At 31.2% G+C, this 23,055-nt stretch carries 19 protein-coding genes; 12 read left to right on the forward strand and 7 right to left on the reverse strand.

Translation table 11 applies throughout. The features are described 5' to 3' along the window. Positions 1 to 311 precede the first annotated feature (311 nt). The 4 genes from thrA (at position 312) to RG22_RS00645 (ending at position 7,990) form a co-directional block, all read left to right on the forward strand. Positions 312 to 2,756: a bifunctional aspartate kinase/homoserine dehydrogenase I gene (gene thrA / locus RG22_RS00630; RefSeq protein WP_034039919.1), complete on the forward strand. Its 2,445-nt coding sequence runs from the start codon at positions 312 to 314 to the stop codon at positions 2,754 to 2,756. An 87-nt stretch (positions 2,757 to 2,843) separates the two neighbouring features. Then, complete coding sequence (locus RG22_RS00635; protein WP_034039921.1) at positions 2,844 to 3,764, forward strand: homoserine kinase; 921 nt, start codon at positions 2,844 to 2,846, stop codon at positions 3,762 to 3,764. 151 nt (positions 3,765 to 3,915) lie between these two features. Then, positions 3,916 to 5,208, forward strand: coding sequence for a threonine synthase (thrC, locus tag RG22_RS00640; protein WP_034039923.1), 1,293 nt, complete (start codon positions 3,916 to 3,918; stop codon positions 5,206 to 5,208). A 142-nt stretch (positions 5,209 to 5,350) separates the two neighbouring features. Next, the gene (locus RG22_RS00645) at positions 5,351 to 7,990 is read left to right on the forward strand and encodes a hybrid sensor histidine kinase/response regulator (RefSeq protein ID WP_034039925.1); all 2,640 of its coding nucleotides are present in this window, start codon (positions 5,351 to 5,353) and stop codon (positions 7,988 to 7,990) included. On the opposite strand, the gene RG22_RS00650 is transcribed toward RG22_RS00645, so the two are convergent. Then, the gene (locus RG22_RS00650) at positions 7,974 to 8,654 is read right to left on the reverse strand and encodes a LytR/AlgR family response regulator transcription factor (protein ID WP_156113334.1); all 681 of its coding nucleotides are present in this window, start codon (positions 8,652 to 8,654) and stop codon (positions 7,974 to 7,976) included. The genes RG22_RS00645 and RG22_RS00650 overlap by 17 nt on opposite strands. A 115-nt stretch (positions 8,655 to 8,769) precedes the next feature. Here RG22_RS00650 and RG22_RS00655 point away from each other — a divergent pair, with 115 nt between their 5' ends. From RG22_RS00655 to RG22_RS00680, 6 genes are all read left to right on the forward strand, one after another. Further along, positions 8,770 to 10,254, forward strand: a complete 1,485-nt coding sequence (locus tag RG22_RS00655) for a vanadium-dependent haloperoxidase (protein WP_081997636.1) — start codon at positions 8,770 to 8,772, stop codon at positions 10,252 to 10,254. A 79-nt stretch (positions 10,255 to 10,333) separates the two neighbouring features. Further along, positions 10,334 to 10,762, forward strand: coding sequence for a hypothetical protein (locus tag RG22_RS00660; RefSeq protein ID WP_034039929.1), 429 nt, complete (start codon positions 10,334 to 10,336; stop codon positions 10,760 to 10,762). A 348-nt stretch (positions 10,763 to 11,110) separates the two neighbouring features. Beyond that, positions 11,111 to 12,193 (forward strand): glycine cleavage system aminomethyltransferase GcvT, encoded by a 1,083-nt coding sequence (gene gcvT / locus RG22_RS00665; RefSeq protein ID WP_034039931.1) that lies wholly within the window; start codon positions 11,111 to 11,113, stop codon positions 12,191 to 12,193. A gap of 21 nt (positions 12,194 to 12,214) precedes the next feature. Further along, a complete protein-coding gene (locus RG22_RS00670) occupies positions 12,215 to 13,054 on the forward strand; it encodes a sugar nucleotide-binding protein (RefSeq protein ID WP_034039932.1) in 840 nt (279 codons plus the stop codon). Positions 13,055 to 13,107: 53 nt separating this feature from the next. Next, positions 13,108 to 13,401 carry a 4a-hydroxytetrahydrobiopterin dehydratase gene (locus RG22_RS00675; protein ID WP_034039934.1) on the forward strand — a complete coding sequence of 98 codons (294 nt, stop codon included), beginning with the start codon at positions 13,108 to 13,110 and terminating at the stop codon, positions 13,399 to 13,401. A 145-nt stretch (positions 13,402 to 13,546) separates the two neighbouring features. Then, entirely contained in the window at positions 13,547 to 14,266 is a 720-nt protein-coding gene (locus RG22_RS00680) for a YebC/PmpR family DNA-binding transcriptional regulator (protein ID WP_034039936.1), read from the forward strand. Positions 14,267 to 14,317: 51 nt separating this feature from the next. Here the strand turns inward: RG22_RS00680 and RG22_RS00685 are convergent, their stop codons facing one another. Further along, positions 14,318 to 15,046, reverse strand: coding sequence for an NYN domain-containing protein (locus RG22_RS00685; protein WP_034039938.1), 729 nt, complete (start codon positions 15,044 to 15,046; stop codon positions 14,318 to 14,320). A gap of 194 nt (positions 15,047 to 15,240) precedes the next feature. Between RG22_RS00685 and RG22_RS00690 the strand changes: the two genes are divergently transcribed. Together RG22_RS00690 and RG22_RS00695 are read left to right on the forward strand one after the other, a co-directional pair. Continuing rightward, complete coding sequence (locus RG22_RS00690; RefSeq protein WP_034039940.1) at positions 15,241 to 17,844, forward strand: zinc-dependent metalloprotease; 2,604 nt, start codon at positions 15,241 to 15,243, stop codon at positions 17,842 to 17,844. Between the two features lie 100 nt (positions 17,845 to 17,944). Next, positions 17,945 to 19,135, forward strand: coding sequence for an aspartyl protease family protein (locus RG22_RS00695; RefSeq protein WP_034039942.1), 1,191 nt, complete (start codon positions 17,945 to 17,947; stop codon positions 19,133 to 19,135). 161 nt (positions 19,136 to 19,296) lie between these two features. On the opposite strand, the gene RG22_RS00700 is transcribed toward RG22_RS00695, so the two are convergent. The 5 genes from RG22_RS00700 to RG22_RS00720 all read right to left on the reverse strand — a co-directional run bounded on the left by RG22_RS00700 (position 19,297) and on the right by RG22_RS00720 (position 23,054). Continuing rightward, entirely contained in the window at positions 19,297 to 19,845 is a 549-nt protein-coding gene (locus tag RG22_RS00700; RefSeq protein ID WP_034039944.1) for a 1-acyl-sn-glycerol-3-phosphate acyltransferase, read from the reverse strand. A 1-nt stretch (position 19,846) separates the two neighbouring features. Continuing rightward, on the reverse strand, positions 19,847 to 20,929 hold the full coding sequence (locus RG22_RS00705; RefSeq protein WP_034039946.1) for an iron-containing alcohol dehydrogenase family protein: 1,083 nt from the start codon (positions 20,927 to 20,929) through the stop codon (positions 19,847 to 19,849). An 87-nt stretch (positions 20,930 to 21,016) separates the two neighbouring features. Then, a complete protein-coding gene (locus RG22_RS00710; protein WP_034039948.1) occupies positions 21,017 to 21,721 on the reverse strand; it encodes an HAD family hydrolase in 705 nt (234 codons plus the stop codon). Further along, complete coding sequence (gene kdsB, locus RG22_RS00715; RefSeq protein ID WP_034039950.1) at positions 21,712 to 22,440, reverse strand: 3-deoxy-manno-octulosonate cytidylyltransferase; 729 nt, start codon at positions 22,438 to 22,440, stop codon at positions 21,712 to 21,714. Before kdsB ends, RG22_RS00710 begins: the two co-directional genes overlap by 10 nt. Positions 22,441 to 22,478: 38 nt before the next feature. After that, positions 22,479 to 23,054: a DUF4126 domain-containing protein gene (locus tag RG22_RS00720; protein ID WP_034039952.1), complete on the reverse strand. Its 576-nt coding sequence runs from the start codon at positions 23,052 to 23,054 to the stop codon at positions 22,479 to 22,481. Position 23,055: the final 1 nt, after the last annotated feature.

Below are 23,055 nucleotides of genomic sequence, written 5' to 3' on the forward strand. Positions count from 1 at the left end.
ATGTTTTATCATTATTCTTTTGTAAATAGAGAGGCTTCATAAGAATACTGTAAAAAACATACGATTTGTTTTTTTATTAGGCTAAAAATAATACATTTGACTTGTATTATATATGAATATAATGAATCTTTTAAACCAAAATACATCTATCGTGTTCCCTTTTTCTACAAAAGGAATAACATCTATTTTTGGTACTACTACAGTTACTACTACCCTTTGGGGTTGCTAATTATATTATCTTCGGACTATCTTTGTAATTTTTATAATTACACTTTCTTAAACAATTTATTAAGCACATTAATTCATTAAAAATGAAGGTTTTAAAATTTGGCGGAACATCTGTAGGTTCTGCAAAAAACATAAATAAAGTAATACATATTTTAGATAATTATTCAAAAGAAGACAATGTAATATGCGTAGTTTCTGCTGTTGGAGGTGTTACTGACAAACTATTACTCGCTGGTAAACAAGCACAAAATAAGGACAACGATTTTTTAAACACGTTTAACAATATAAAGAATATTCATTTTGAAATTATAAATAAACTTAATCCTAGTAGTAACGAATCAATTATAACTGAAGTTGAAAGTAAGTTAAGCGCACTAAAAAGTTTGCTAGACGGTATTTATTTGATTAATGAATTATCTCTTAAAACATCAGATAAACTAGTAAGTTTTGGAGAATCTTTATCGTCTTTCATAATTGCTGAAACGATTAAAAGCAGAGGGTTATCAGCTGTACAAAAAAATTCCCAGGAATTAATAATTACTAATTCTAATTTCACAAAAGCAGAAGTCAATTTTAATATAACGAATACTAATGTTCAAGACTATTTTAAATCTGCCGAACAACAAATCACAATACTCCCTGGTTTTGTAGCTAACTCGACTTTAGGTGAACAAACAACGCTTGGCCGAGGTGGATCCGATTTTACTGCTGCCATTGTTGCCGCTGCTTTACAAGTTAAGCAGTTAGAAATTTGGACCGATGTTAGTGGTATGTATACTACCAATCCAAAACTAGTAAAGCAAGCATATCCCATAGAGAAAATTTCGTATCAAGAAGCTATGGAATTATCACATTTTGGGGCAAAAGTTTTATATCCTCCAACGGTGCAACCTGTATTAGATTTAAATATTCCAATTCATATTAAAAACACCTTACAACCTGAAGCTGCTGGCACCATAATTTCTAATGATGATACTATTGCAACACTTCCAGTAAAAGGCATTAGCAATATAAACAATATTGCATTGCTTACGCTTCAAGGCAGTGGTATGGTTGGTATTCCAGGATTTTCTAAACGTTTGTTTGAAACCTTAGCACAAGAAAAAATAAATATTATTTTAATTACACAAGCTTCATCCGAACATTCTATTTGTTTAGGTATTGATGAAACTGATAGTGAAGCGGCTAAAACCGCTATTGATATTACTTTTGAAAATGAGATTGCACTTCATAAAATAGATCCAATTAGTGTTGAAACGGGATTATCCATCATAGCTCTTGTAGGTGATAACATGAAAAACCACCAAGGGATTAGCGGTAAAATGTTTAGCACTTTAGGAAAAAACAATATTAACATACGTGCTATTGCTCAAGGTGCTTCAGAAAAAAATATCTCCGCAGTAATTTCAGAAAAAGATGCAAAAAAAGCCTTAAATACGTTGCACGAACAGTTTTTTGAAACACAAACAAAACAACTTAATGTTTTTATAACTGGTGTTGGTAATGTTGGTGAGCGTTTGGTCGAACAGATTAATAAGCAAAAAAAGTACCTAAAAGAAAACTTAAAGATTAACTTGCGTATAGTTGGATTATCTAATTCCAGAACCATGATTTTTGATGAAGATGGTATTGATTTAAAAATTTGGAAAGAAAAACTAGCAAGTGGAGAAAAAGCAACATTAAATGGCTTTTTTGAAAAAACTAAAGCATTAAACTTGCGTAATAGTATTTTTGTAGATATTACCGCAAATAAAGAAGTTGCAAATTTATATGCTAATTATTTACGCGAAAGTATTGGCGTAGTGGCTTGTAATAAAATTGCATGCTCAAGCAATTATGAAAATTACAGTTTATTAAAACGTTTATCGCTTAAATACAATGCGCCTTATCTGTTTGAAACCAATGTTGGTGCTGGCTTGCCTATTATTGATACGTTGAACAATTTAATAGTTTCAGGCGATAAAATCACATCCATTCAAGCCGTATTATCTGGTAGTCTAAATTTTGTTTTTAATAATTTTAATGATACTAATAAATTTTATGATGTCGTAAAACAAGCTGCCGCTGAAGGTTACACAGAACCAGACCCGAGAATTGATTTAAGTGGTGTAGATGTGGCTAGAAAAATATTAATTTTAACTAGAGAAAGCGGCATGGAAATGAACTTGGAAGATATTGAAAACACCCCATTCTTGTCAGATGCTGGATTAAAAAGCGATGCTGTTGATGATTTTTACCAAACACTAATCGATGATGAAGCGCATTATCAAGATTTATATGCTTCCGCGAAAGCGAAAAATTGTCAATTAAAATATGTGGCACAATTAAATGATGGGAAAGCAAGCGTAGGTTTACAGAAAATTCCAGAAGGACATCCGTTTTATAATTTAGAAGGAAAAGATAATATTGTTATGTTTTACACACAACGTTATCCAGAACAACCTATGATTATTAAAGGTGCCGGAGCTGGAGCCGATGTTACGGCTTCTGGTATTTTCTCGGATATTATTAAAATTGGAAACGATTAAAAAAGACCAAAGAAAATAGAAAAGAGAACAAAGACAGTTTTATATAAGTCTATTTTCTCTTTTCTATTTTCTTATTTCTATAAAAATATGAACGAAATAAAAATATTCTCACCAGCTACAGTAGCCAATGTTGCCTGTGGTTTTGATGTTTTAGGCTTTTGCTTAGATACGGTTGGAGACGAAATGGTAATTAGAAAAATCGATAAAAAAGGCATTTTTATAACTAAAATAGAAGGGTTTGATTTGCCTTATGAAACCGAATTAAATGTAGCTGGAGTTTCGGCTTTAGCAATGTACAAAGCTTCTAAACCAGATTGTGGATTTGAGATTGAAATCTATAAAAACATAAAACCAGGAAGTGGTATTGGTAGTAGTGCAGCAAGTGCAGTTGGTAGTGTTTTTGGAATGAATGAGCTTTTAGGAAAACCATATAATAAAACCCAACTCACAGAATTTGCTATTAAAGGTGAAGCTTTAGCTAGTAAATGTGAGCATGCCGATAATTTAGCTCCAGCAATTTTTGGAGGTTTTACTTTGGTTAAAAGCATGTCACCTCTTGAGGTTTTACAAATTCCTGTGCCTAATAATTTGTACGCTATTATTATTCATCCACAAATTGAAATAAGAACTTCTGAGGCTAGAACGATACTTCCTAAACAAATTACGCTTCAAGAAGCCATAACACAATGGGCTAATTTTGGAAGTTTGATTCATGGTTTACACACCAACGATTATCAATTAATTAAAAGATCCTTGCACGATGTTATTATAGAACCACATAGAAGTAAATTAATACCTTATTTTGTAGACGTAAAACAAGCAGCTTTAAAAAATGGTGCTTTAGGTTGTGGCATTTCTGGATCTGGACCTTCAATGTTTTTTTTATCTGAAGGAATAGAACAATCTAAAAATGTGGAAATTGCAGTTAAAAAAACATATTCAAAAACTGATATAGAATTTGAAACTTATGTATCTAAAATAAATACAGAAGGAATAAAAATAATATAAGATTCGTCATTGCGAATCATTCTTTTTTGAATGATGTAGCAATCTGTTTGTTATAAACTTGAATAAAAATTAAAAATCATTAATTAAAATATTATCACGCTTCATTTTATTACGCTCATAATGACGTAATTATTCGTGGCAAAATAAAAATATGAATTACTACAGTCTAAACAAAAAAGCACCAAACGCATCATTTAAAGATGCTGTTATTAAAGGATTAGCACCAGATAAAGGATTGTATTTCCCAGAAACCATTACAACTCTACCTAAATCATTTTGGGATAATATTGATAATTTATCACATACAGAAATCGCATTCGAAGCCATTAAACAATTCGTGTCTCCTGAGATTCCAGAAGCTACATTAAAAACAATAGTAGAAGAAACCTTATCGTTTGATTTTCCAGTAGTAAAACTAAATGATAATATTTCCACTTTAGAGTTATTTCATGGTCCAACCATGGCTTTTAAAGATGTCGGTGCACGTTTTATGGCGCGTTGTTTAGGTTATTTTAATAAAGACAACACCAACGAAGTTACTGTTTTAGTAGCCACATCTGGCGATACTGGTGGTGCAGTAGCCAACGGGTTTTTAGGTGTAAAAGGGGTTAATGTAGTTATACTCTACCCTAGTGAAAAAGTAAGCGATATACAAGAAAAACAACTAACAACACTCGGTCAAAACATTAAAGCATTAGAAGTTAATGGTACGTTTGACGATTGTCAAGCGATGGTTAAAACCGCATTTTTAGATGAAAGCTTAACAAGTAATATGCAACTTACTTCTGCTAATTCTATAAATGTTGCACGTTGGTTACCGCAATTATTTTACTTTATGTTTGCTTACAAGCAATTACATAAAAAGTATAATGACATTGTGTTTTCTGTACCAAGCGGAAATTTTGGTAATGTATGTGCAGGTATGATGGCACAACAATTGGGTTTACCCATAAAGCATTTTATAGCATCTAATAACGAGAATAATGTAGTAACTAGGTATTTACAAACACAGTTATACAGCACTAAGCCTTCAGTACAAACTATAAGTAATGCTATGGATGTTGGCGACCCAAGTAATTTTATTCGTATTCAAGAAATTTATAAAAATAAGTTTGAAGCGTTAAAAGACAACCTGTCCTCTTATAGCTTTTCTGATGGTGAAACTAAAGCGGCTATGTTAGAAATTTACAATAATTACAACTACGTTGCAGATCCGCATGGTGCTGTTGGCTATTTAGGCTGCAAAGCCCATTTAAAAGATTCCCCAAATACGCATTGTGTGTTTTTAGAAACCGCACATCCTACAAAGTTTTTAGATGTTGTAGAAACTGTTATTAAAGAAGAACAGCCTTTACCAGAGCAAATACAATCTGTTATGGGGAAAGAAAAAGTAGCTATTAAGATTTCTACTTATGAGGATTTAAAAATATTTTTGTTGAAGTAAATACTACAAGTGAAATTATATTCATAAAATATTTTAAATATGTCAACTCATATTTATTCAATGAGATTAATGGTTTAAATTTTGCTATGTACTAAATATTCTTTCGTAATTTGCATTAAGTTATTCATTATAGCTTAATTTGATGAAGTATAGACATTCAATTGTATTTCGATTAGCACTTTTTTTTACGGGATTAATCATCTTTTCTATTTTACTATCAGGCTATTTGGTATTTAAAAAATCATCCCATGTGATTATTGAATATTCCAAAAAGCGAATGGTATTTGAGTCTGAACTTGCGGAACAAGCTTTTTATGCTTTGCTAGGAGAAGTTTCTAATGATATAGCCGTAATAGCTTCAAGTCCATCTTTACAAAATTATGTGCTTGGCGATTTCTCAAAGAAAGCTAATAAGGATATCAATCAGTTGTTTAGCACAGTTCTTAAAAATAAAGCTTCCTATTTTCAAATTAGATATATAGGTACAAAAAATAACGGTGAAGAAATTATCCGTTTCGATAAAATAGATGGCAAAATATTAAAATCCAATGATTTACAGAAAAAGGGTGATCGAGATTATTTTAAAGAGGCTATTGGCATAAAAAAAGGGGAATTCTATTTTTCCAAAATCAATTTAAACGAAGAATATGGAGTCATCAGTCTACCCTACACACCAACATTAAGAGCAGCAAGTCCCATTTTTAATGTATCCAATAAAATTATTGGAATTGTTATTATAAATGTGAATTTAAATAAATTTTATAATATTCTTAATAAAATATCTAACGAAGAATCTCAACTTTATTTAATTAATTCTGAAGGTGAATATTTATATGCACCTGAAAAGAATAAAGAATTTGCTTCTCAAAAGAATAAGATCTATAACTTTTATGAGGATTTCAGTGTTGACTCTAACACCATCATAAACTCTGAAAACAAAAGTGACAATTCAACAAAAATATTAGGTAATGGTGTGCTTAGCTACATAAAAGAATTAAATTATTTTCAGGAAAAGAGAAAGATTTATTTGATTTCAACCATAAAACAAAATGTGCTTCTCAAAAGTGCCCAATCTGTTAGAAGCGACAGTATTCAAACATTGCTATGGGTGTGTTTAATTTCCATTTTGGTTTCTTGGCTTTTTGTAAGCTTCATTTCAAAAAAAATTAACCAAGTTACCAAAGCCATTAGTAACTACGATAAAGGGTTAGCTGTTAATATCGAACTTCCAATAAATAGAAATGATGAAATAGGTATTTTAGCTAGGGCATTTGATAAAATGAAAACCAAAATTGACCAAAATTTAAAAAAACTCAATACAGCTCTTGAAAAAGAAAAGCAAGCAAAACAACAGCGGGATGAGTTTTTGCAAAATATGAGCCACGAAATGCGAACGCCGCTTAATGCCATTTTAGGACTTAACCAATTGCTACGTAAAAACACACCGTCAGATGCGCAATTGCCTATAATTGGAGCGTTGGAACGTAGTTCTAATAATTTAGCTGGTTTAGTTTATGATGTTCTAGACCATAAAAAGCTTGTTGAAGGAAACTTGAATATTAAATATCAGCCCACCAATATATGCCAACTCTTGAAGGATATACATTCAAGTTACCGCTATGAAGCCATACAAAAAGGTTTGTCGTTTAATATTGAAATAGAGGAACAACTTGAAAATGAAACTTTTCAAACAGATCCGTTACGCTTGTCTCAAATTATAACCAATCTAGTAGTAAATGCCATAAAATTTACTTTAAATGGAAATATTACTTTGCATGCTGCCATTGTAGAGCATAACGGAAAATTCATAGAAATTAGAGTTACAGATACGGGTATTGGTATTTTACCTGAGAATATCAACAAAATAAACAATCGTTATTTTCAAGAAAGCGACCATATATCAGGACGCTATGGGGGGTATGGTCTAGGTTTATCAATTGTTAAACAACTAACTAACTTGTTTGGAGGCTCTTTTAAAGCCAAAACAAAAAAAGGCAGTGGATCAGAATTCTATGTTAAGCTTCCTGCCATTCCTTCAACTTTAAATAAAAGTAAAAACGATAATTCATTAAAAGAAATCACCTTACCCCAGCTGGAGCATTCTTATAAAATTCTTCATATAGAAGATGATAGCTCTACATTGGAATTAATGAAGCATATTCTAGAAGATAAATACATTATTTTAAAACAAGTTACAAAATTGGATGATGCTAAAGAATATTTAGCCCAAAATTCTCCTGATATAATTTTTAGCGATTTATTGCTAAATGAAACCCAACTAAAGTCAGAGCTTAAAAATTGGATAAAAACAAAAAAAATAGATTGCCCGCTTGTTTTAATTTCGGCTTTAGAACCTGAAGTCATGGCATCTATAAGCCCTATGTATTTTCAAAAACCCTTTGATATAGATCACTTAAAAGATTTTATACACAAAATATTAGGAGCTAATGAATTTTCATTACCAGATTTCTCCAATATATACAGCAATTATGATTATGATAACAGTAAGATTGTTAAAGTACTTAATTTACTTATAGATGAATTTGAAACTTACATGACACGAATCGATACTTGTATTGCCACCAAAAACCAAGACGAATGGGAAGCTATTTTACATAAACTTATAGCTCATATAAACAACTTAAAATTAACCTCTTTATTGGACGTGCTGCCCAATGAGGTTAAATCTTTAAAACAAAAAAATGCCCAAAAAGTATATAACACATTTGCGTATTACCTTTGTTGTTTTAGATTAGAAAAACGTATTAATTTAAAAGATTGATTTTTTTCAACACCTCTTTTTCATAACTCTGGCTTACTGGAATATGTGTATTGTTAATTTCCATAAAATTATTTCCAATAGTACTTATTTTATTTAAATTAACAATATAGGAACGATGTACCCTTTGAAAATAATTTGGTAATTTAACTTCTAAATCTTTCATAGTCATTAAGGTTAATATTTTACTATTGTTACTGAAAACCGAAATATAATTAGCCTCAGATTTAAAATAAAACACTTCTTCTAAATTAATTTTAACCAATTTATTTCCATCTTTAACAAATAACCTATCCGCCTTGTTTTTATACTTTGAAATAAAATTATTAACCTTCTGAAAGCCTTTAAAAAACCTAGGAAAATTAATTGGTTTAACTAAAAAATCAACTATTTGATTGTAATTATAGGAATCTGATGCAAAGTTTTTATTTGAAGTTATCATTATAACAGCTGCGTTTTCGTCCACGATTTTCAAAATATCTTCCCCTGTTATATCTGGCAAATTGTAATCCAATAAAATGATATCAAAATGGGATCGATTTAAAATATTTATTGATTCAAACCCCGAAGTTGTAGTTACTACACTGGTAATTTCATCAATCTTATTGCAAAAATGCTCAAGCAAGTCACACATTAAAGGATCATCATCTATTATAAGGCATGTCATAGTTTTATCAAATAAATTACATGTTTCGTCAAGCAATATAATTAAACCGTACAATAAAAAAACATAATAATGAGCAAAAGGTTAATATTGAAATATAAAAACCACTAAAAAAATTATGAAATTAAAAACCATTCCATTAGCCATTATTGCATGTTGTTTCTTCTTTTTCACGAATTGCAAAGATAATTCTAAAAGTAAAATGGCTAAAAACATTGTCAATAAAACAGAACAACCAAAAGGAGAAAACAATGTGGCTTACCAATGGGCTTATTTAGCACTGGAAGGCACTGCAAACGATACTGATAAATTTAAACCAAGACCAACTATTACTTCTAGGTTTTTAGGTCTTATTTTCACCTCTATGCTTGATGCTTGGACCAGATATGATGATAAAGCTAATCCTGTATACTTATCAGATGTCCCGCGTCAATCAGAAACAGAAAGAACATTAATAAATAAAGAAATAGCTGTTAGCTATGCGGCTTATAGAGCTCTAAACGAATATTATTTTTCAGATAGTATCATGTTTAGAAATAAAATGATAAAACTAGGATACGATCCTGATAATACTAGTCTAGATCCTAATACGCCAGAAGGTATTGGTAATTTAGCAGCAAAAATGGTTATTGAAGCACGTAAGACAGATGGATCTAATCAATATGGCGAGGTAGAAGGTTCTATGGGCAAACCTTATTTTGATTATACGGGGTATACCCCTGTAAACGATGTTGATAATAATGTTGACTTAAACAGATGGCAACCTAAACTCTTTTCAGATGGCAAAGGCGGTAAGTTTGCTCCTGGGTGTTTAACACCATATTGGCAAAAAGTGAAACCTCTTTTATTGAATTCAGCAAATCAATTTCGTCCTGGTCCGCCACCTATGGTAGGCTCAGAACAATTAAAAAAAGAAGTTCAAGAAGTTATAGAACTACAAGCTAATTTAACTCCAGAGAATAAAGCCTTAGTAGAATTTATGCGTGATGGACCAAAATCTGTACAGCAAGCTGGACATTGGCTTAAGTTTGCTCAAGATGTTTCTAGAAGAGACCATAACACTCTAGATGAAGATGTGAAAATGTATTTTTTAGTGGAATCTGTTGCTATGGATGGTTTTATAGCTTGCTGGGATTCTAAAATGTTTTATGATTATGCCCGTCCTTATGCCTTAGTACATGACTACTATCAAGATCAGATTATCAAGGCCTGGGGTGGGCCAGAAAAGGGCATGACTCAACTTAAAGGACAAGAATGGAGACCTTATTCTCCAGATACTTTTTTATGTCCTCCTTTTCCAAGTTATGTTTCTGGCCATAGTACAATAAGTGGTGGCTGTGCGGAAGCGTTAAAGTTGTTTACAGGTGATGACAAATTCGGATCGGAGGCTGAATTGATACCAGGTGCACTTACTGAACCAAATAACCTTGGCAATCCTGTAATTCTTAAATTTCCGACATTTACTAAAACTGCAGAAATGGCAGGCATCTCTAGAGTAATGGGGGGCTATCATATTCAAGCAGATAACATCGAAGGCCTTAATTTAGGGCGTAAAATTGCACGTTATAACTATAAAAAATATCTAGAGCTTGTAGGTGAATAAAAGCATTCAACTATTAAAATCACGTATTATTCATTTGGTTAATTAACCAAATGAATAATACGTATATAAAAATTTTATTATGGTACGTTTTATAACTAATATAAACAAAACTAGATTATTAACTATAAGCATAGGTATTATTTATTCATGGTTTGGAGCTCTTAAATTTTTTCCAGAACTAAGTCCTGCTGATACTCTTGCAAAAAAGACCATTTCATTTTTAACCATAGGAGTTTTACCAGAAATGATTAGTATTTTAACTTTAGCACTCATAGAAGTAATCATTGGATTTTTTTTAATATTTAACTTTCAACTAAAAAAGGCTATTATTATTGCTATTCTTCATTTAGTACTTACATTTATTCCTGTATTTTTTTTTCCAGATATTTCGTTTTCTAAAGCCCCATTTGTGCTAACTTTAGAGGGACAATATATTATAAAAAACATTGTCATTATTAGTGCTCTACTATTAATCTATACGTTAGATAATCATAAAACTATTGCCTAATTTATAATATTAGGGCATACTAAATAAGATGACATCAGAAAAATGAGCAAAAACTAGTTAATTTATTTATCAAAAACTAAAATATCATGCAAGTTTGCTGCTAATTAGAAAATGTTATAAACATGTTTTGGAGTGATTATTATATTAAGGAAATTAATTTACCAAAAGTTAGGCTTAAATTGTGATTTTTTTCGATATGCTCTAAAAATTGAAACTAATGACAACTTAAAAAGTTTAGTACACTAAAGTTATCTCGCACAATGCTTTTCATTATTTTTCCTTCAGCGAAAGCGATATATATAAAATTTCTATACATTTGCTTTACCAAAAATTAATAGATTTTAGTAAATGAAAAACACAGCCTTAACTCAAACTCACGAAGCTCTTGGAGCAAAAATGGTACCCTTTGCAGGCTATAATATGCCTGTGCAATATGAAGGTGTAAACGCAGAACATGAAACCGTAAGAACTGCAGTTGGAGTTTTTGATGTATCTCACATGGGTGAGTTTTTAATTGAAGGTGAACATGCCCTAGATTTAATACAAAAAGTAAGTAGTAACGATGCCAGTAAATTAACTATTGGCAAAGCACAATACAGTTGTTTACCAAATGATGATGGCGGTATTGTTGACGATTTAATTATCTATAAAATTAAAGAAGAAAGTTATTTATTAGTAGTTAATGCTAGTAACATAGAAAAAGATTGGAACTGGATTACATCTAAAAACGATGTTGGTGCTACTATGCGCGATTTAAGTGAAGACTACTCATTACTTGCCATTCAAGGGCCTAAAGCTATTGAGGCGATGCAAAGTATTACCAGCCATGATTTATCTGCTATTAAGTTTTACAATTTTGTTGTTGGCGATTTTGCAGGTGTTGAGAATGTTATTATTTCGGCAACAGGTTACACGGGAAGTGGCGGTTTTGAAATTTATTGTAAAAACGCTGAGGTAAAACAAATTTGGGATAATGTTTTTAAAGCTGGAGCAGATTACGGTATCAAACCAATTGGTTTAGCGGCTCGTGACACATTACGCTTAGAAATGGGTTATTGTCTTTACGGAAACGATATTGATGATACCACCTCGCCTATTGAAGCTGGTTTAGGTTGGATAACAAAATTCACCAAAGACTTTACAAATTCTGAAAACTTAAAGGCTGAAAAAGAGCGTGGTGTAGAACGCAAATTGATTGCTTTTAAACTAGACGGTCGTGGTATTCCGCGTCAAGGTTACGATATTGTTGATGGAAATGGACAAAAAATAGGCATTGTAACTTCTGGTACTATGAGTCCTAGTTTAGGTGTAGGTATTGGTTTAGGTTATGTTCCAACAATTTTTGCTGCGGTTGATAGTAAAATAAACATTCAAATACGTAAAAACGCAGTTCCTGCAACGGTTGTAAAATTGCCATTTTATAAAGGATAGAATAAATCCTATATATTATAAATGAAGGAGAAGGCGACAGAAAGTAAACATATAATTTTAATTCTAGGGGCAAGTGGCTTTTTAGGTGGTGCTATTTACAAGGAACTCTGCTCCTATTTTAAAACCTACGGCACATACAATGTAACCAACAAAGCCTTCGAAAAAAATCATCATTTTTTTCAGTATAGTATTGAAGAAGATGATGTTTACGAAATTTTACATGTAGTTAAGCCAACTATAATTATTTCAGCACTTCGTGGCGATTTTTCAAAACAAGTTTTAGTCCATCAACATCTTGCAGAGTATGTATTTTCAAAAAAAATAAAACTTATATTTCTGTCGTCTGCAAATGTTTTTGATGCCTACAGCAAATACCCAAGTTACGAAACCGATAAAACATACAGCAATAGTGTTTATGGCCATTTCAAAATTAAGATTGAAAACATGCTATTGAGATTACCTAAAAAACAAGTTGCTATATTAAGGCTACCTATGGTTTTTGGTAATCAATCGCCTCGTGTATTAGAATTTATTAATCATATTAAAGAAAAAACACCAATTGAAGTGTTTCCAAATTTAATAATAAATGTAACGACTGATACTAAAGTAACGCAACAAATCCATTATGTAATAAATAGAAATAAATCTGGAGTATTCCATTTAGGAAGTAGTGATTTGGTGCATCATGATGAATTTATAAAAGAAATTATAACCACTTTAAACTTGCCCATAGCCAGTTACAAACAAGTATATACAACTAATGATGATAGGTATTTAGCAGCATTGCCAAAGTACAATTTACTACCAAAAAACCTACAACTACTTAGTCAAGATATATTAGCAGAATTAAAATTTAATTGATTTTAATATTTGAAATCATTACATTGGAATTGTTACCGTAAAATATATTAATTATGAATAAACTGTTAGACGACGATATTGAAAAAAAATTATTGCACTTACCAGATTGGGAATATTATGATGATGCCATTCATGCAGAATTTGAGTTTGAAAACTTTAAAGATTGCTTTAGTGCTATGAGTAGAATTGCTTTTGAATGTGAAGCTTTAAATCATCATCCAAATTGGAGTAACGTTTATAATGTACTTACAATTTCTTTATCAACTCATAATGCTAAAGGCGTAACAGAAAAAGACTTTAAATTAGCAAAAGCAATAGAGCATATTGTAGAACCAGACGAAGAATAAATCAGTTTACAGTAAGTAGTGATGGTTTTCAGCATATAAAAATTATGATCCAAAACTATTATCAATTTTAGGAGCTTTTATTTCTACTTACTTTTATTATTTTTACGCTTACATTTTAACTTAACAACAAACAACCTTACAAATTATGGGAAGAGCTTTTGAATTTAGAAAAGCAAGAAAAATGAAACGTTGGTCTGCCATGAGCAAAGCCTTTACGCGTATTGGTAAAGATATTGTAATGGCTGTAAAAGAAGGTGGTCCAGACCCTGATAGTAATTCGCGTTTACGTGCTGTTATACAGAATGCTAAAGCAGTAAACATGCCTAAAGACAACGTGGAACGCGCTATTAAAAAGGCGAGCGAAAAAGGTCAAGGCGATTATAAAGAAGTTATTTTTGAAGGCTATGCACCTCATGGTATTGCCGTTTTAGTAGAAACAGCTACCGATAATAATACAAGAACCGTTGCCAATGTACGTAGTTATTTTAATAAATGTGATGGCAGTTTAGGTACATCGGGTTCGGTGGTTTTTATGTTTGATCATACTTGTAATTTTAGAATTAATGCTGAAGGTTTAGATCCTGAAGACCTTGAATTAGAATTTATTGATTTTGGAGCCGAAGAAGTTTTTGCTGATGATGATGGTATTTTAATTTACGCGCCTTTTGAAAGTTTTGGAGCGATTCAAGCAGAATTAGAAAATCGTGATATTGAGATTTTGTCTTCTGGGTTTGAGCGTATTCCACAAGTTACAAAACCATTAACAGAAGAGCAAGCAGCCGATGTTGAAAAACTATTGGAAAAGCTTGAAGAAGATGATGATGTGCAAAATGTGTATCATACTATGGAAGAAAGTGCCGAATAAAAAAACTATTTAAAAATAAGATTCTGAAATAAATTCAGAATGACGCATTTTCTATTTATTCTTTACATAAATCAACTTAAACCTTGTGTTACTTTGGTCACGCTGCTCCATTTCAAATTGCGGCAATGATTTAAAAAGTGGTGTTAATTTAACAAAACCAAAGTTTCTTGAATCAAAATTAGGTTGTTTTTTAAGAATTAACGAACCCACATCACCAAGGAAAGCCCAACCGTCTTCATCGGCGGCATCATCAACAGAGTTTTGCAGTAGTTTAATAACTTTAGGCGTTATATTATATAAATTTTCTTTTTTAGTTTTTACACCCTTTTCATCTTTATCATTATCGCTTTTAAGAATTTCTAAATAAATAAACTTATCACAAGCTACAATAAAAGGGTTGGGTGTTTTTTTCTCGCCCATGCCATAAACTTGCATACCTGCTTCACGCAAGCGTGTAGCAAGTTTAGTAAAATCGCTATCGGATGATACTAAGCAAAATCCATTTACCTTTTCAGAATATAAAATATCCATAGCATCAATAATCATAGCAGAATCGGTTGCATTTTTACCCGTAGTATAACCGTATTGCTGAATAGGTGTTATAGCATTTTCAAGCAGAATATTTTTCCATTTAGACAAATGTGGTTTGGTCCAATCTCCATAAATCCTTTTAATCGTTGGTGTCCCGTACTTTGTTATTTCTTCCATCATTTCTGAAATATACTTTGATGGTATGTTGTCACCATCAATTAATACGGCAATTTTTGTGTCTTTTATCATAGTTTATAAAGGTACTGAAATATAACAGAATACAAATATACATTACACTTTGTTCAATTTAATTTAACAAACATGCCTTTACTTAACAGGTTTTAACATTTTATAAAGAAATAACCATTTCATTCTTTTTATTTTTAGCAAGACTAACTAAAAAATAATTATTAGGATTCAAATCCTTTAAAAACATTTAATTTATGAAACATCAAAAAATCAGAGCTTTAAAGTTTTTAAGCGTTGTATTTATGCTAGCGCTTTTTCTTATTCCTCAAAATACTGAAGCGCAAAGAAGTAAAGTTCGTAAAAAAAAGAACAAAGTAGAAGCTCCAGCTAAACCAGCTCCAAAAAAATCTAAAGAAAAGAAGATTGAAGACCTAGTCAAATCTAGCAAAAAAATTGAAGGTTTGTTTACTATGTACCAAGATACACTTACGGGGTCTTTACAAATGCTAATTTCAGACGATCAGATTGATAAAGACTATATCTATTTTAGTCAAATAGCAGATGGTGTAATGGATGCTGGAAGAATTAATAGAGGTTCGTACATGGGCTCAAAAGTTTTCAAAATTAAAAAGTATTTTAATAAAATTGAATTTGAAACTCAAAACAATTCATTTTACTTTGATCCAGAAAGTGCGCTTTCAAAATCAAAAGATGCTAATATTAGTAATGGTAATATGGCAAGTGTAACAATTGAAGCTCACGACAAAAAGAAAGGGCTTTATCTAATTAAAGCTGATGGTTTATTTTTAAGTGAAACATTTTCTCAAATAAAAAGACCAAGGTTTCCGGGTGCATCTCCAACCGCTTTTAAACTAGGCAACTTAAGTAAAACCAAAACTAAGATTAACTCTATTAAAAATTATGATGAAAACACAAACCTTCAAGTAGAGTATGTATACTCTTCTCCTTCTGTTTTAAATGGTGGATCTAACGCTGTGGCGGATGGAAGAAATGTAAGTATTAAAGTTTTTCATAGTTTAATTGAAATGCCTGATAATGATTATGAAGTAAGATACGACGACCCGAGAGTTGGCTATTTCCTAACACAAGTAGATGATCAAACATCAACGAGTGCAACACCTTATCGCGATTTAGTACACCGTTGGAATTTAAAAAAGAAAGACCCAAATGCTGCAATTTCTGAACCTGTTGAACCCATTACATGGTGGATAGAAAACTCAACACCTGTTGAGTGGCGAGAAACCATTAAAAATGCTGTTTTACAATGGAATGTGGCTTTCGAAAAAGCTGGTTTTAAAAACGCTATGGCTGTTAAAATTCAACCAGATGATGCCGATTGGGATGCTGGAGATATTAGATACAATGTATTACGTTGGACATCGTCTCCTCAACCGCCGTTTGGTGGTTACGGACCAAGTTTTGTAAACCCAAAAACTGGACAAATTTTAGGTGCAGATATTATGTTAGAATATGTTCACTTTACAAATAGAGTGATGTATGATAAGCTATTCGATTTGTCATCTTTAAACAAAACTTTTGATGGTTCTGAAGCTCATGAAGACAATAAAATGTATTGCTCTTTAGGTCATGTTATGCACGAAAACACACTTTTTGGAAATGCGGTTTTGAAAGCTTCAAATGCATCAGATTTAGAGATGAAACGCATGAAAAAAGAAGCGATGATTGCTCTTATTATGCACGAAGTCGGGCATACATTGGGCTTAAATCATAATATGAAAGCAAGTCAGTTATTTTCACCAGAGCAATTAGCAAATGCAGATTTTATTAATGGAAAATGTTTAACAGGTTCAGTTATGGATTATGCAGCAATAAACATTACGAAAGACAGAAGTAAACAAGGACAATATTACGATACAGCTGTTGGACCATACGATGTTTGGGCTATCCAATTTGGGTACACCCCATTTAAAAGTAAAAGTGAAAGAGGTGCTTTATTAAATCAATCGACTAAACCAGAATTAATTTTTGGTAATGATGCCGATGATATGCGTTCTCCTGGAAAAGCTATTGATCCGAGAGTTATGGTTGGAGATTTATCTAACGATCAAATTACCTATTCCAACGACCGTTTTGAAGTTATCAATACAATGATGAAAGATATTAAAAATAAGTTTTCAAAATCGGGTCAATCGTATCAAGAATTAAGACAAGCTTATTATATTTTAAGTAGTCAAAGAGGAAGTGCTGCAAATGTAGTTTCAAGATTTATTGGTGGCGTTTATGTAGATAGGGCTATGGCTGGTCAAAATGGCGAAACGCAGCCTTATACACCAGTAAGTTTAAAAGACCAAAAAAGGGCTATGGCTAGCTTGAGCAAATACGTTTTTGCACCAAATGCTTTTGATGCACCAAATGATCTTTACAACTATTTAGCAATGCAACGCAGAGGCTATGGGTTTTTCAGTGCTACTGAAGACCCAAAAATACATAGTCAAGTTTTAGGGTATCAAAAAAATGTATTAAATCATATTTTACATCCAAATACATTGCAACGTATTACAGACTCTGAATTGTATGGTAACGATTATAAACTATCTATGTTTATGAGCGACTTAAATAGTGCTATTTTTAAAGCAGATATTTACAGTAGCATCAATTCATTCAGGCAAAATTTACAATTAGAGTATACAAACATGTTAATTGATATGCTCACTGGTAAACAAAGTGGCAGATATACAAATAATGCAAAATCTATGGCGTTATATAATTTAAAAAATATAAGAACCATGGCTGCATCTTCAGGAAATGTATCATCGAGAGCACACAAACAACATTTAAGAACACTTATTGATAATGCTTTAAAAGAGGTTAAATAATAACATTAAAACATAAATAGTTAACAAAAGCCATATCAATTAAAAAAAGATATGGCTTTTATTTTTTTGATTATCTTATTTAAAAATTCATCTTCTTAATATGAAAAAAACTGTAGCTGTCTTTTTTTTATTTATTGTAACTCAATCTTTCGGTCAAAAGAATGTGTTTAAAAAAGGATTAATCATTGAAAAGAATTATTATACTGAAATTAATTTTGAATTTATTTCAGAAAAAATAATTATACCGATAGAAATTGAAAATAAAGTTTATCGCTTTATGTTAGACACAGGAGCACCCAACTTAATTTCTGCAAATCTTAAAAGTATTATTAAAACAGTATCAATAAAAAATATTAATGTACGAGATGCTACAAACAGACAAAATAGTTTAGAGATTGTTTCTATTCCAGAGATTAATTTTGGTGGTGTTATTTTTAAAAACTGTCCAACATTAGTAGATAAAAACAAAGATAATTTAATTTTTGATTGCTTTGAAATTGATGGTATTATTGGGAGCAATATGTTGCAAAAATCTATAGTTCAAATAGATTTAAAAGAAAAAGTAATTAGATTAACCGATACCAAAAAGAAACTTAATTTAAATAAAGAAAACGCTGCGAAGCTTTATTTAATTGGTGGGCAAAAAAGCCCATATATATGGATTAATTTAAAAGGCAAAACCAATGCTAGAGAGCAATTATTAATTGATACAGGCATGAAAGGATTTTACGATTTATCACTTAAGAATTTTGGGATACTACAAAAAAACGACATATATAAAGTACACAATGAAGGCATTGGCAGTAAAAGTATTGGCTTATTTGGTGTAGCAAAAAAAAGCAAGCATTATAGAGTTAGTGTTGAAGATTTAAAAATAAATAATACCACTTTTATAAACGTAACTACAGAAACTACAAACGATAGTAATTCAAGAATTGGGTCTGAAATTTTAAAGTATGGAATAATGACCATAGATTTTCTGAACAAGAAATTTTATTTTAACTCTTTTGAAAACACAATCAATTTACAGGAAAAAATATTAGGTTTTAGTCCAACTATAATAAATAATAAACTTGCTGTTGGTATTGTTTGGGATGGAGATTTAAAAAAAGAAATTAGTTTTGGTGATGAAATTATTAAATTAAACACACTTGATGTTACTAAAATTGATATTTGCGATTTTATAACTTCAAAGACCATATACAATAAAAAAGACACCATAGAATTAACTGTAAAAACTAGTAAAGGTTTATTAAAAACTTTATTAGTAGAAAAAACATTACCCAAATAAAAAAAGCTACTTTAATAAAAGTAGCTTTAAGTGTATATAAAGCGAATGTTTCTTTTTAGAGCCAGTAACTGGTTTACTTTATGTTTCATTCGTTATTCTATTATTTATTGTTCAAAATTTATGCCAAAACTTAATTGAGTGTACAATTTTAATTAAAACAATTACGAATACTCAGGCACCTTACCTTTTACATCTTTAAAAAAATTATACATAAATTCAAAATCTGCTTTAGTATTATTTGTAGGATAAAAAGGCTCAGAAATCTTGTTTTGTTTATTTTCAAAATCAAGGGTAAACATAATGATTGGTACATTAGCTTCTTTAGCGATATAATAAAACCCTGTGCGCCACTCCTCTACTTTTTTTCTAGTACCTTCTGGTGCCATAGTCATTCTAAACTCATCATGTTCGGCAAACAGTTTTGCTATAGCTTGTACCTTGTTTTCATTAGATTGTCTATTAATTGCCGCGCCTCCTAAAGCTCTAAAAAACCAACCAACAGGAAAAACAAACAATTCTTTTTTGCCAACAAAATTGGTTTTAATATTTAAAACTGACCGTAATAAAACGCCAATATAAAAGTCGTGCCAACTAGTATGAGGTGCAGCAATAATAATTGCTTTTTTAATTGAGTTACTAGAAAAATTAGTATTGCCAATAGCTTTCCACCCTAAAAGCTTAAAGTAAATAAATTTGGCTAACCACCGCATATTACATTTTTTGGTAAAGTTCTTTAAGCTTCTTAGCTGTTATTGTTTTTTTCCAGTTTTTCCCAATGGCATTTTCCCACAAAGGCTCTAAACTAAGAGATATATTTATCATTATATCAAATTCTCTATCGCTTAAATTAGCACAAATTCCTTTAGGCAAAACAATATTATGCTTCTTTTTCATGGCTTTAAAAAGTTTTACTCCATCTGGATAAAACTCTTCTAAATGATTAAAAACAATACAGTTTCCTATACCATGTTTCGTGCCTAACAAATATGACAAGCCGTAACTCATTGCATGTGCTACACCAACTTGTGAGTAAACAATACTCATACCACCATGCCACGACGCCATCATTAGTTTTTCTTGGGCATCAACTTTGGTAAGCGTATCTCCCAAAAATATATCTTCACAAAGTTGCAAAGCCATTTCTCCATAACTTTGACTAAAAGCATTTAAATAAGTTCCTGTAAGCGATTCGATACAATGTATATAACAATCCATACCTGTATAAAACCACTGCTCTGTTGGAACATCTTTGGTGAGTTCTGAATCTAATATGACTTGATCGAAAGGTGTGAAATCTGAATTTATACCCAATTTCTTTTCTGGACCAGTAAGTACCGTTGTTCTAGAAACTTCTGCTCCTGTGCCAGATATAGTAGGAATGCCAACATGATAAATGGCTGGGTTTTTAACTAAATCCCAACCTTGATAATCTTTAGTTTCTCCTTCATTGGTTATCATTATAGAAACCGCCTTTGCTAAATCTAGCAAAGTGCCTCCTCCTATTCCAATAATTCCAGAGGGACGCTCTTTCGTGTTTAAAATAATGTCTTCAACCAGTTCATCTACTTGAGATGTTTTAGGCTCTTCCTTTGCAGATATATATATAATTCTGTCATCGTAAGAAGTAGGCACTCTTGATGTTAGCCAAATATTGTTTTTAAATACATCATCTACCAAAAAAATAAATGGAGCATTAATACTTAATCGTTTAGGGGCAATAATATCACTTAACTGATTAAAACTACCTCTGCCAAAAATTACCCTTGGCACCATGGGAAAGTTTTTATAATTCATTTAATATATTTTCTTTTTTTTACAAAAAGTAAAAATAGTACTATTTTCACTTTTACTCGATTAAAAAGTAATGAAATACCTCACTAATTAGTCTAATAAATTTAATACGTCTTTTAACCCTCTAATAGTTTTATATGTTTTACCATTCGTTTCTTTTTTGCTTACTTTTTCGTGCGCCCATGTGGTATGAAATGGGACATGAATAGCATTTGCTTTTATATTTACCAAAGGCAAAACATCTGATTTTAAAGAATTTCCTATCATTAAAAATTCTGATGGTTTAATATCTAAGTGGTTTAATAAATTTGAATAATTGGCCTCTTTCTTGTCGCTTAATACTTCTATATGATGAAAATACTTAGTTAATCCAGATTTTTCTAATTTCCGTTCTTGGTCTAATAAATCACCTTTTGTTGCTAATATTAATCTGTATTTTTTTGATAATACACTTAAAACATCTTCAACGCCATCAAGCAATTCCACGGGTTTTTCCAACATGTTTTTTCCGATATTCAAAATGGTTTCAATAGTTTTGTTCGAAATGTTATAATTTGATAATTCTAAAGCGACCTCTACCATCGATAAAATGAAAGCTTTTACACCATAGCCATAAAGTGGTAGGTTTTTCATTTCCATCTTAAATAACTCTTGATCTATTTTATTTGGGGTTTCATAGTCTGATAGTAACCGTTGAATTTCCTCTTCTGCCTCACGAAAATAAGTTTCATTAACCCAAAGTGTATCATCGGCATCAAAACCAATTACTTTTATATTTTTATAATTTACTTCCATAATTTCTTGGCGCGTTCTAAATCTTCAGGTGTGTCAATCTCAACTCCTTGTACATCTGTTTCAACCATTTTTATACGTTTTCCGTATTCTAAATAACGTAATTGTTCAAGTTTTTCAGATGCCTCTAAAGAAAGCATCGGTAAACGATAAAAATCTAATAAAGCTTCTTTTCTGAAGGCATAAACGCCTTTGTGCTTATAATATTTAACATCAACGCTTTTATCTCTTGGAAAAGGAATTACACTTCGCGAAAAATATAAAGCAAAATTAGTATTATCAACAATTACCTTTACAGTATTGGGGTTATTTATTTCTTCAATATCTGTAATATGAACCATTAAAGATGCTAAATCAATGTTTTCATCATCATCTTCTTTAAAAACTTCTATCAATTTTTTTAATGATTCTCTGTCAGTAAAAGGTTCATCGCCTTGAACATTTATGACAATATCAATATCTAAACTCTCAACGGCTTCGGCTATTCTATCGCTTCCGCAATCATGCTCTTTAATACTCATAATAGCTTTACCTCGGTTATTTACAATTTCGTTATAAATAATATCGCTATCGGTTACTACAAAAACATCGTCAAATAGATTGGTGGCAACAGTGGCTTCGTAAGTCCTAGTAATAACCGTTTTCCCTCCTAAATCTTGCATAAGTTTTCCTGGAAAACGTGTTGCACTATAACGTGCAGGAATCATTGAAATTATTTTCATTTATTTCTTAATAATGTATTTCAAAAATACTATAAATATTAATGATTTTTGACCTTAGATGGTTTAAACTTTTTATATAATTTGAAAATTACAAATAATATAATAACTACCAGAATCATGGCTAAAATGGGTAAGAATATTGAAATAACAGACATAACCGTTGCTGTTCCCGTTTCTAAAGTAGAGATAATGGGATTTCCTAAGCCACCCGTTGTTGTCGTTGATGCTAACCGTGTTGTGCTAGATGTTCCTGCAATTGCGGCTGCAGTTCCGCCTCCAGCTATTATAGCTAACGACCATGTTACTACCGGACTTAAATCGGCAACCGTAGACATCATTACTGCTGTCCCTGCAAGTGCTGCTAAGGGAACAGTAATGCTATCTAATAAATTATCAATATAGGGAATAAAATAAGCGAAAATTTCTACTAAAGTAGTAACACCTAATGTTATTAAAGCTGTTGTACTACCAATCCATTGCCAAGATTCGTTGAGTTGCCAAACATCAAAATAAGATGCTAAACTTAGTGCAAACAATGGTAGAAAAACTCTAAAGCCAACCGATGCAGCAAGACCGATTCCCAAACATATACTAATAATGGTTTCTATTGTCATG

It is taken from the genome of Wocania ichthyoenteri Th78 (assembly GCF_000789235.1).
Taxonomy (GTDB): domain Bacteria; phylum Bacteroidota; class Bacteroidia; order Flavobacteriales; family Flavobacteriaceae; genus Wocania_A; species Wocania_A ichthyoenteri.

Coding starts and splice junctions, on each gene's coding strand:
- thrA (WP_034039919.1), top strand. CDS start 312: ATGAAGGTTTTAAAATTTGGCGGAACATCTGTAGGTTCTGCAAAAAAC.
- RG22_RS00690 (WP_034039940.1), top strand. CDS start 15,241: ATGAAACATCAAAAAATCAGAGCTTTAAAGTTTTTAAGCGTTGTATTT.
- RG22_RS00705 (WP_034039946.1), bottom strand. CDS start 20,929: ATGAATTATAAAAACTTTCCCATGGTGCCAAGGGTAATTTTTGGCAGA.
- RG22_RS00670 (WP_034039932.1), top strand. CDS start 12,215: ATGAAGGAGAAGGCGACAGAAAGTAAACATATAATTTTAATTCTAGGG.
- RG22_RS00650 (WP_156113334.1), bottom strand. CDS start 8,654: ATGACATGCCTTATAATAGATGATGATCCTTTAATGTGTGACTTGCTT.
- thrC (WP_034039923.1), top strand. CDS start 3,916: ATGAATTACTACAGTCTAAACAAAAAAGCACCAAACGCATCATTTAAA.
- RG22_RS00680 (WP_034039936.1), top strand. CDS start 13,547: ATGGGAAGAGCTTTTGAATTTAGAAAAGCAAGAAAAATGAAACGTTGG.
- RG22_RS00660 (WP_034039929.1), top strand. CDS start 10,334: ATGGTACGTTTTATAACTAATATAAACAAAACTAGATTATTAACTATA.
- RG22_RS00635 (WP_034039921.1), top strand. CDS start 2,844: ATGAACGAAATAAAAATATTCTCACCAGCTACAGTAGCCAATGTTGCC.
- RG22_RS00720 (WP_034039952.1), bottom strand. CDS start 23,054: ATGACAATAGAAACCATTATTAGTATATGTTTGGGAATCGGTCTTGCT.
- kdsB (WP_034039950.1), bottom strand. CDS start 22,440: ATGAAAATAATTTCAATGATTCCTGCACGTTATAGTGCAACACGTTTT.
- RG22_RS00700 (WP_034039944.1), bottom strand. CDS start 19,845: ATGCGGTGGTTAGCCAAATTTATTTACTTTAAGCTTTTAGGGTGGAAA.
- RG22_RS00645 (WP_034039925.1), top strand. CDS start 5,351: ATGAAGTATAGACATTCAATTGTATTTCGATTAGCACTTTTTTTTACG.
- RG22_RS00685 (WP_034039938.1), bottom strand. CDS start 15,046: ATGATAAAAGACACAAAAATTGCCGTATTAATTGATGGTGACAACATA.
- RG22_RS00695 (WP_034039942.1), top strand. CDS start 17,945: ATGAAAAAAACTGTAGCTGTCTTTTTTTTATTTATTGTAACTCAATCT.
- RG22_RS00675 (WP_034039934.1), top strand. CDS start 13,108: ATGAATAAACTGTTAGACGACGATATTGAAAAAAAATTATTGCACTTA.
- gcvT (WP_034039931.1), top strand. CDS start 11,111: ATGAAAAACACAGCCTTAACTCAAACTCACGAAGCTCTTGGAGCAAAA.
- RG22_RS00710 (WP_034039948.1), bottom strand. CDS start 21,721: ATGGAAGTAAATTATAAAAATATAAAAGTAATTGGTTTTGATGCCGAT.
- RG22_RS00655 (WP_081997636.1), top strand. CDS start 8,770: ATGAAATTAAAAACCATTCCATTAGCCATTATTGCATGTTGTTTCTTC.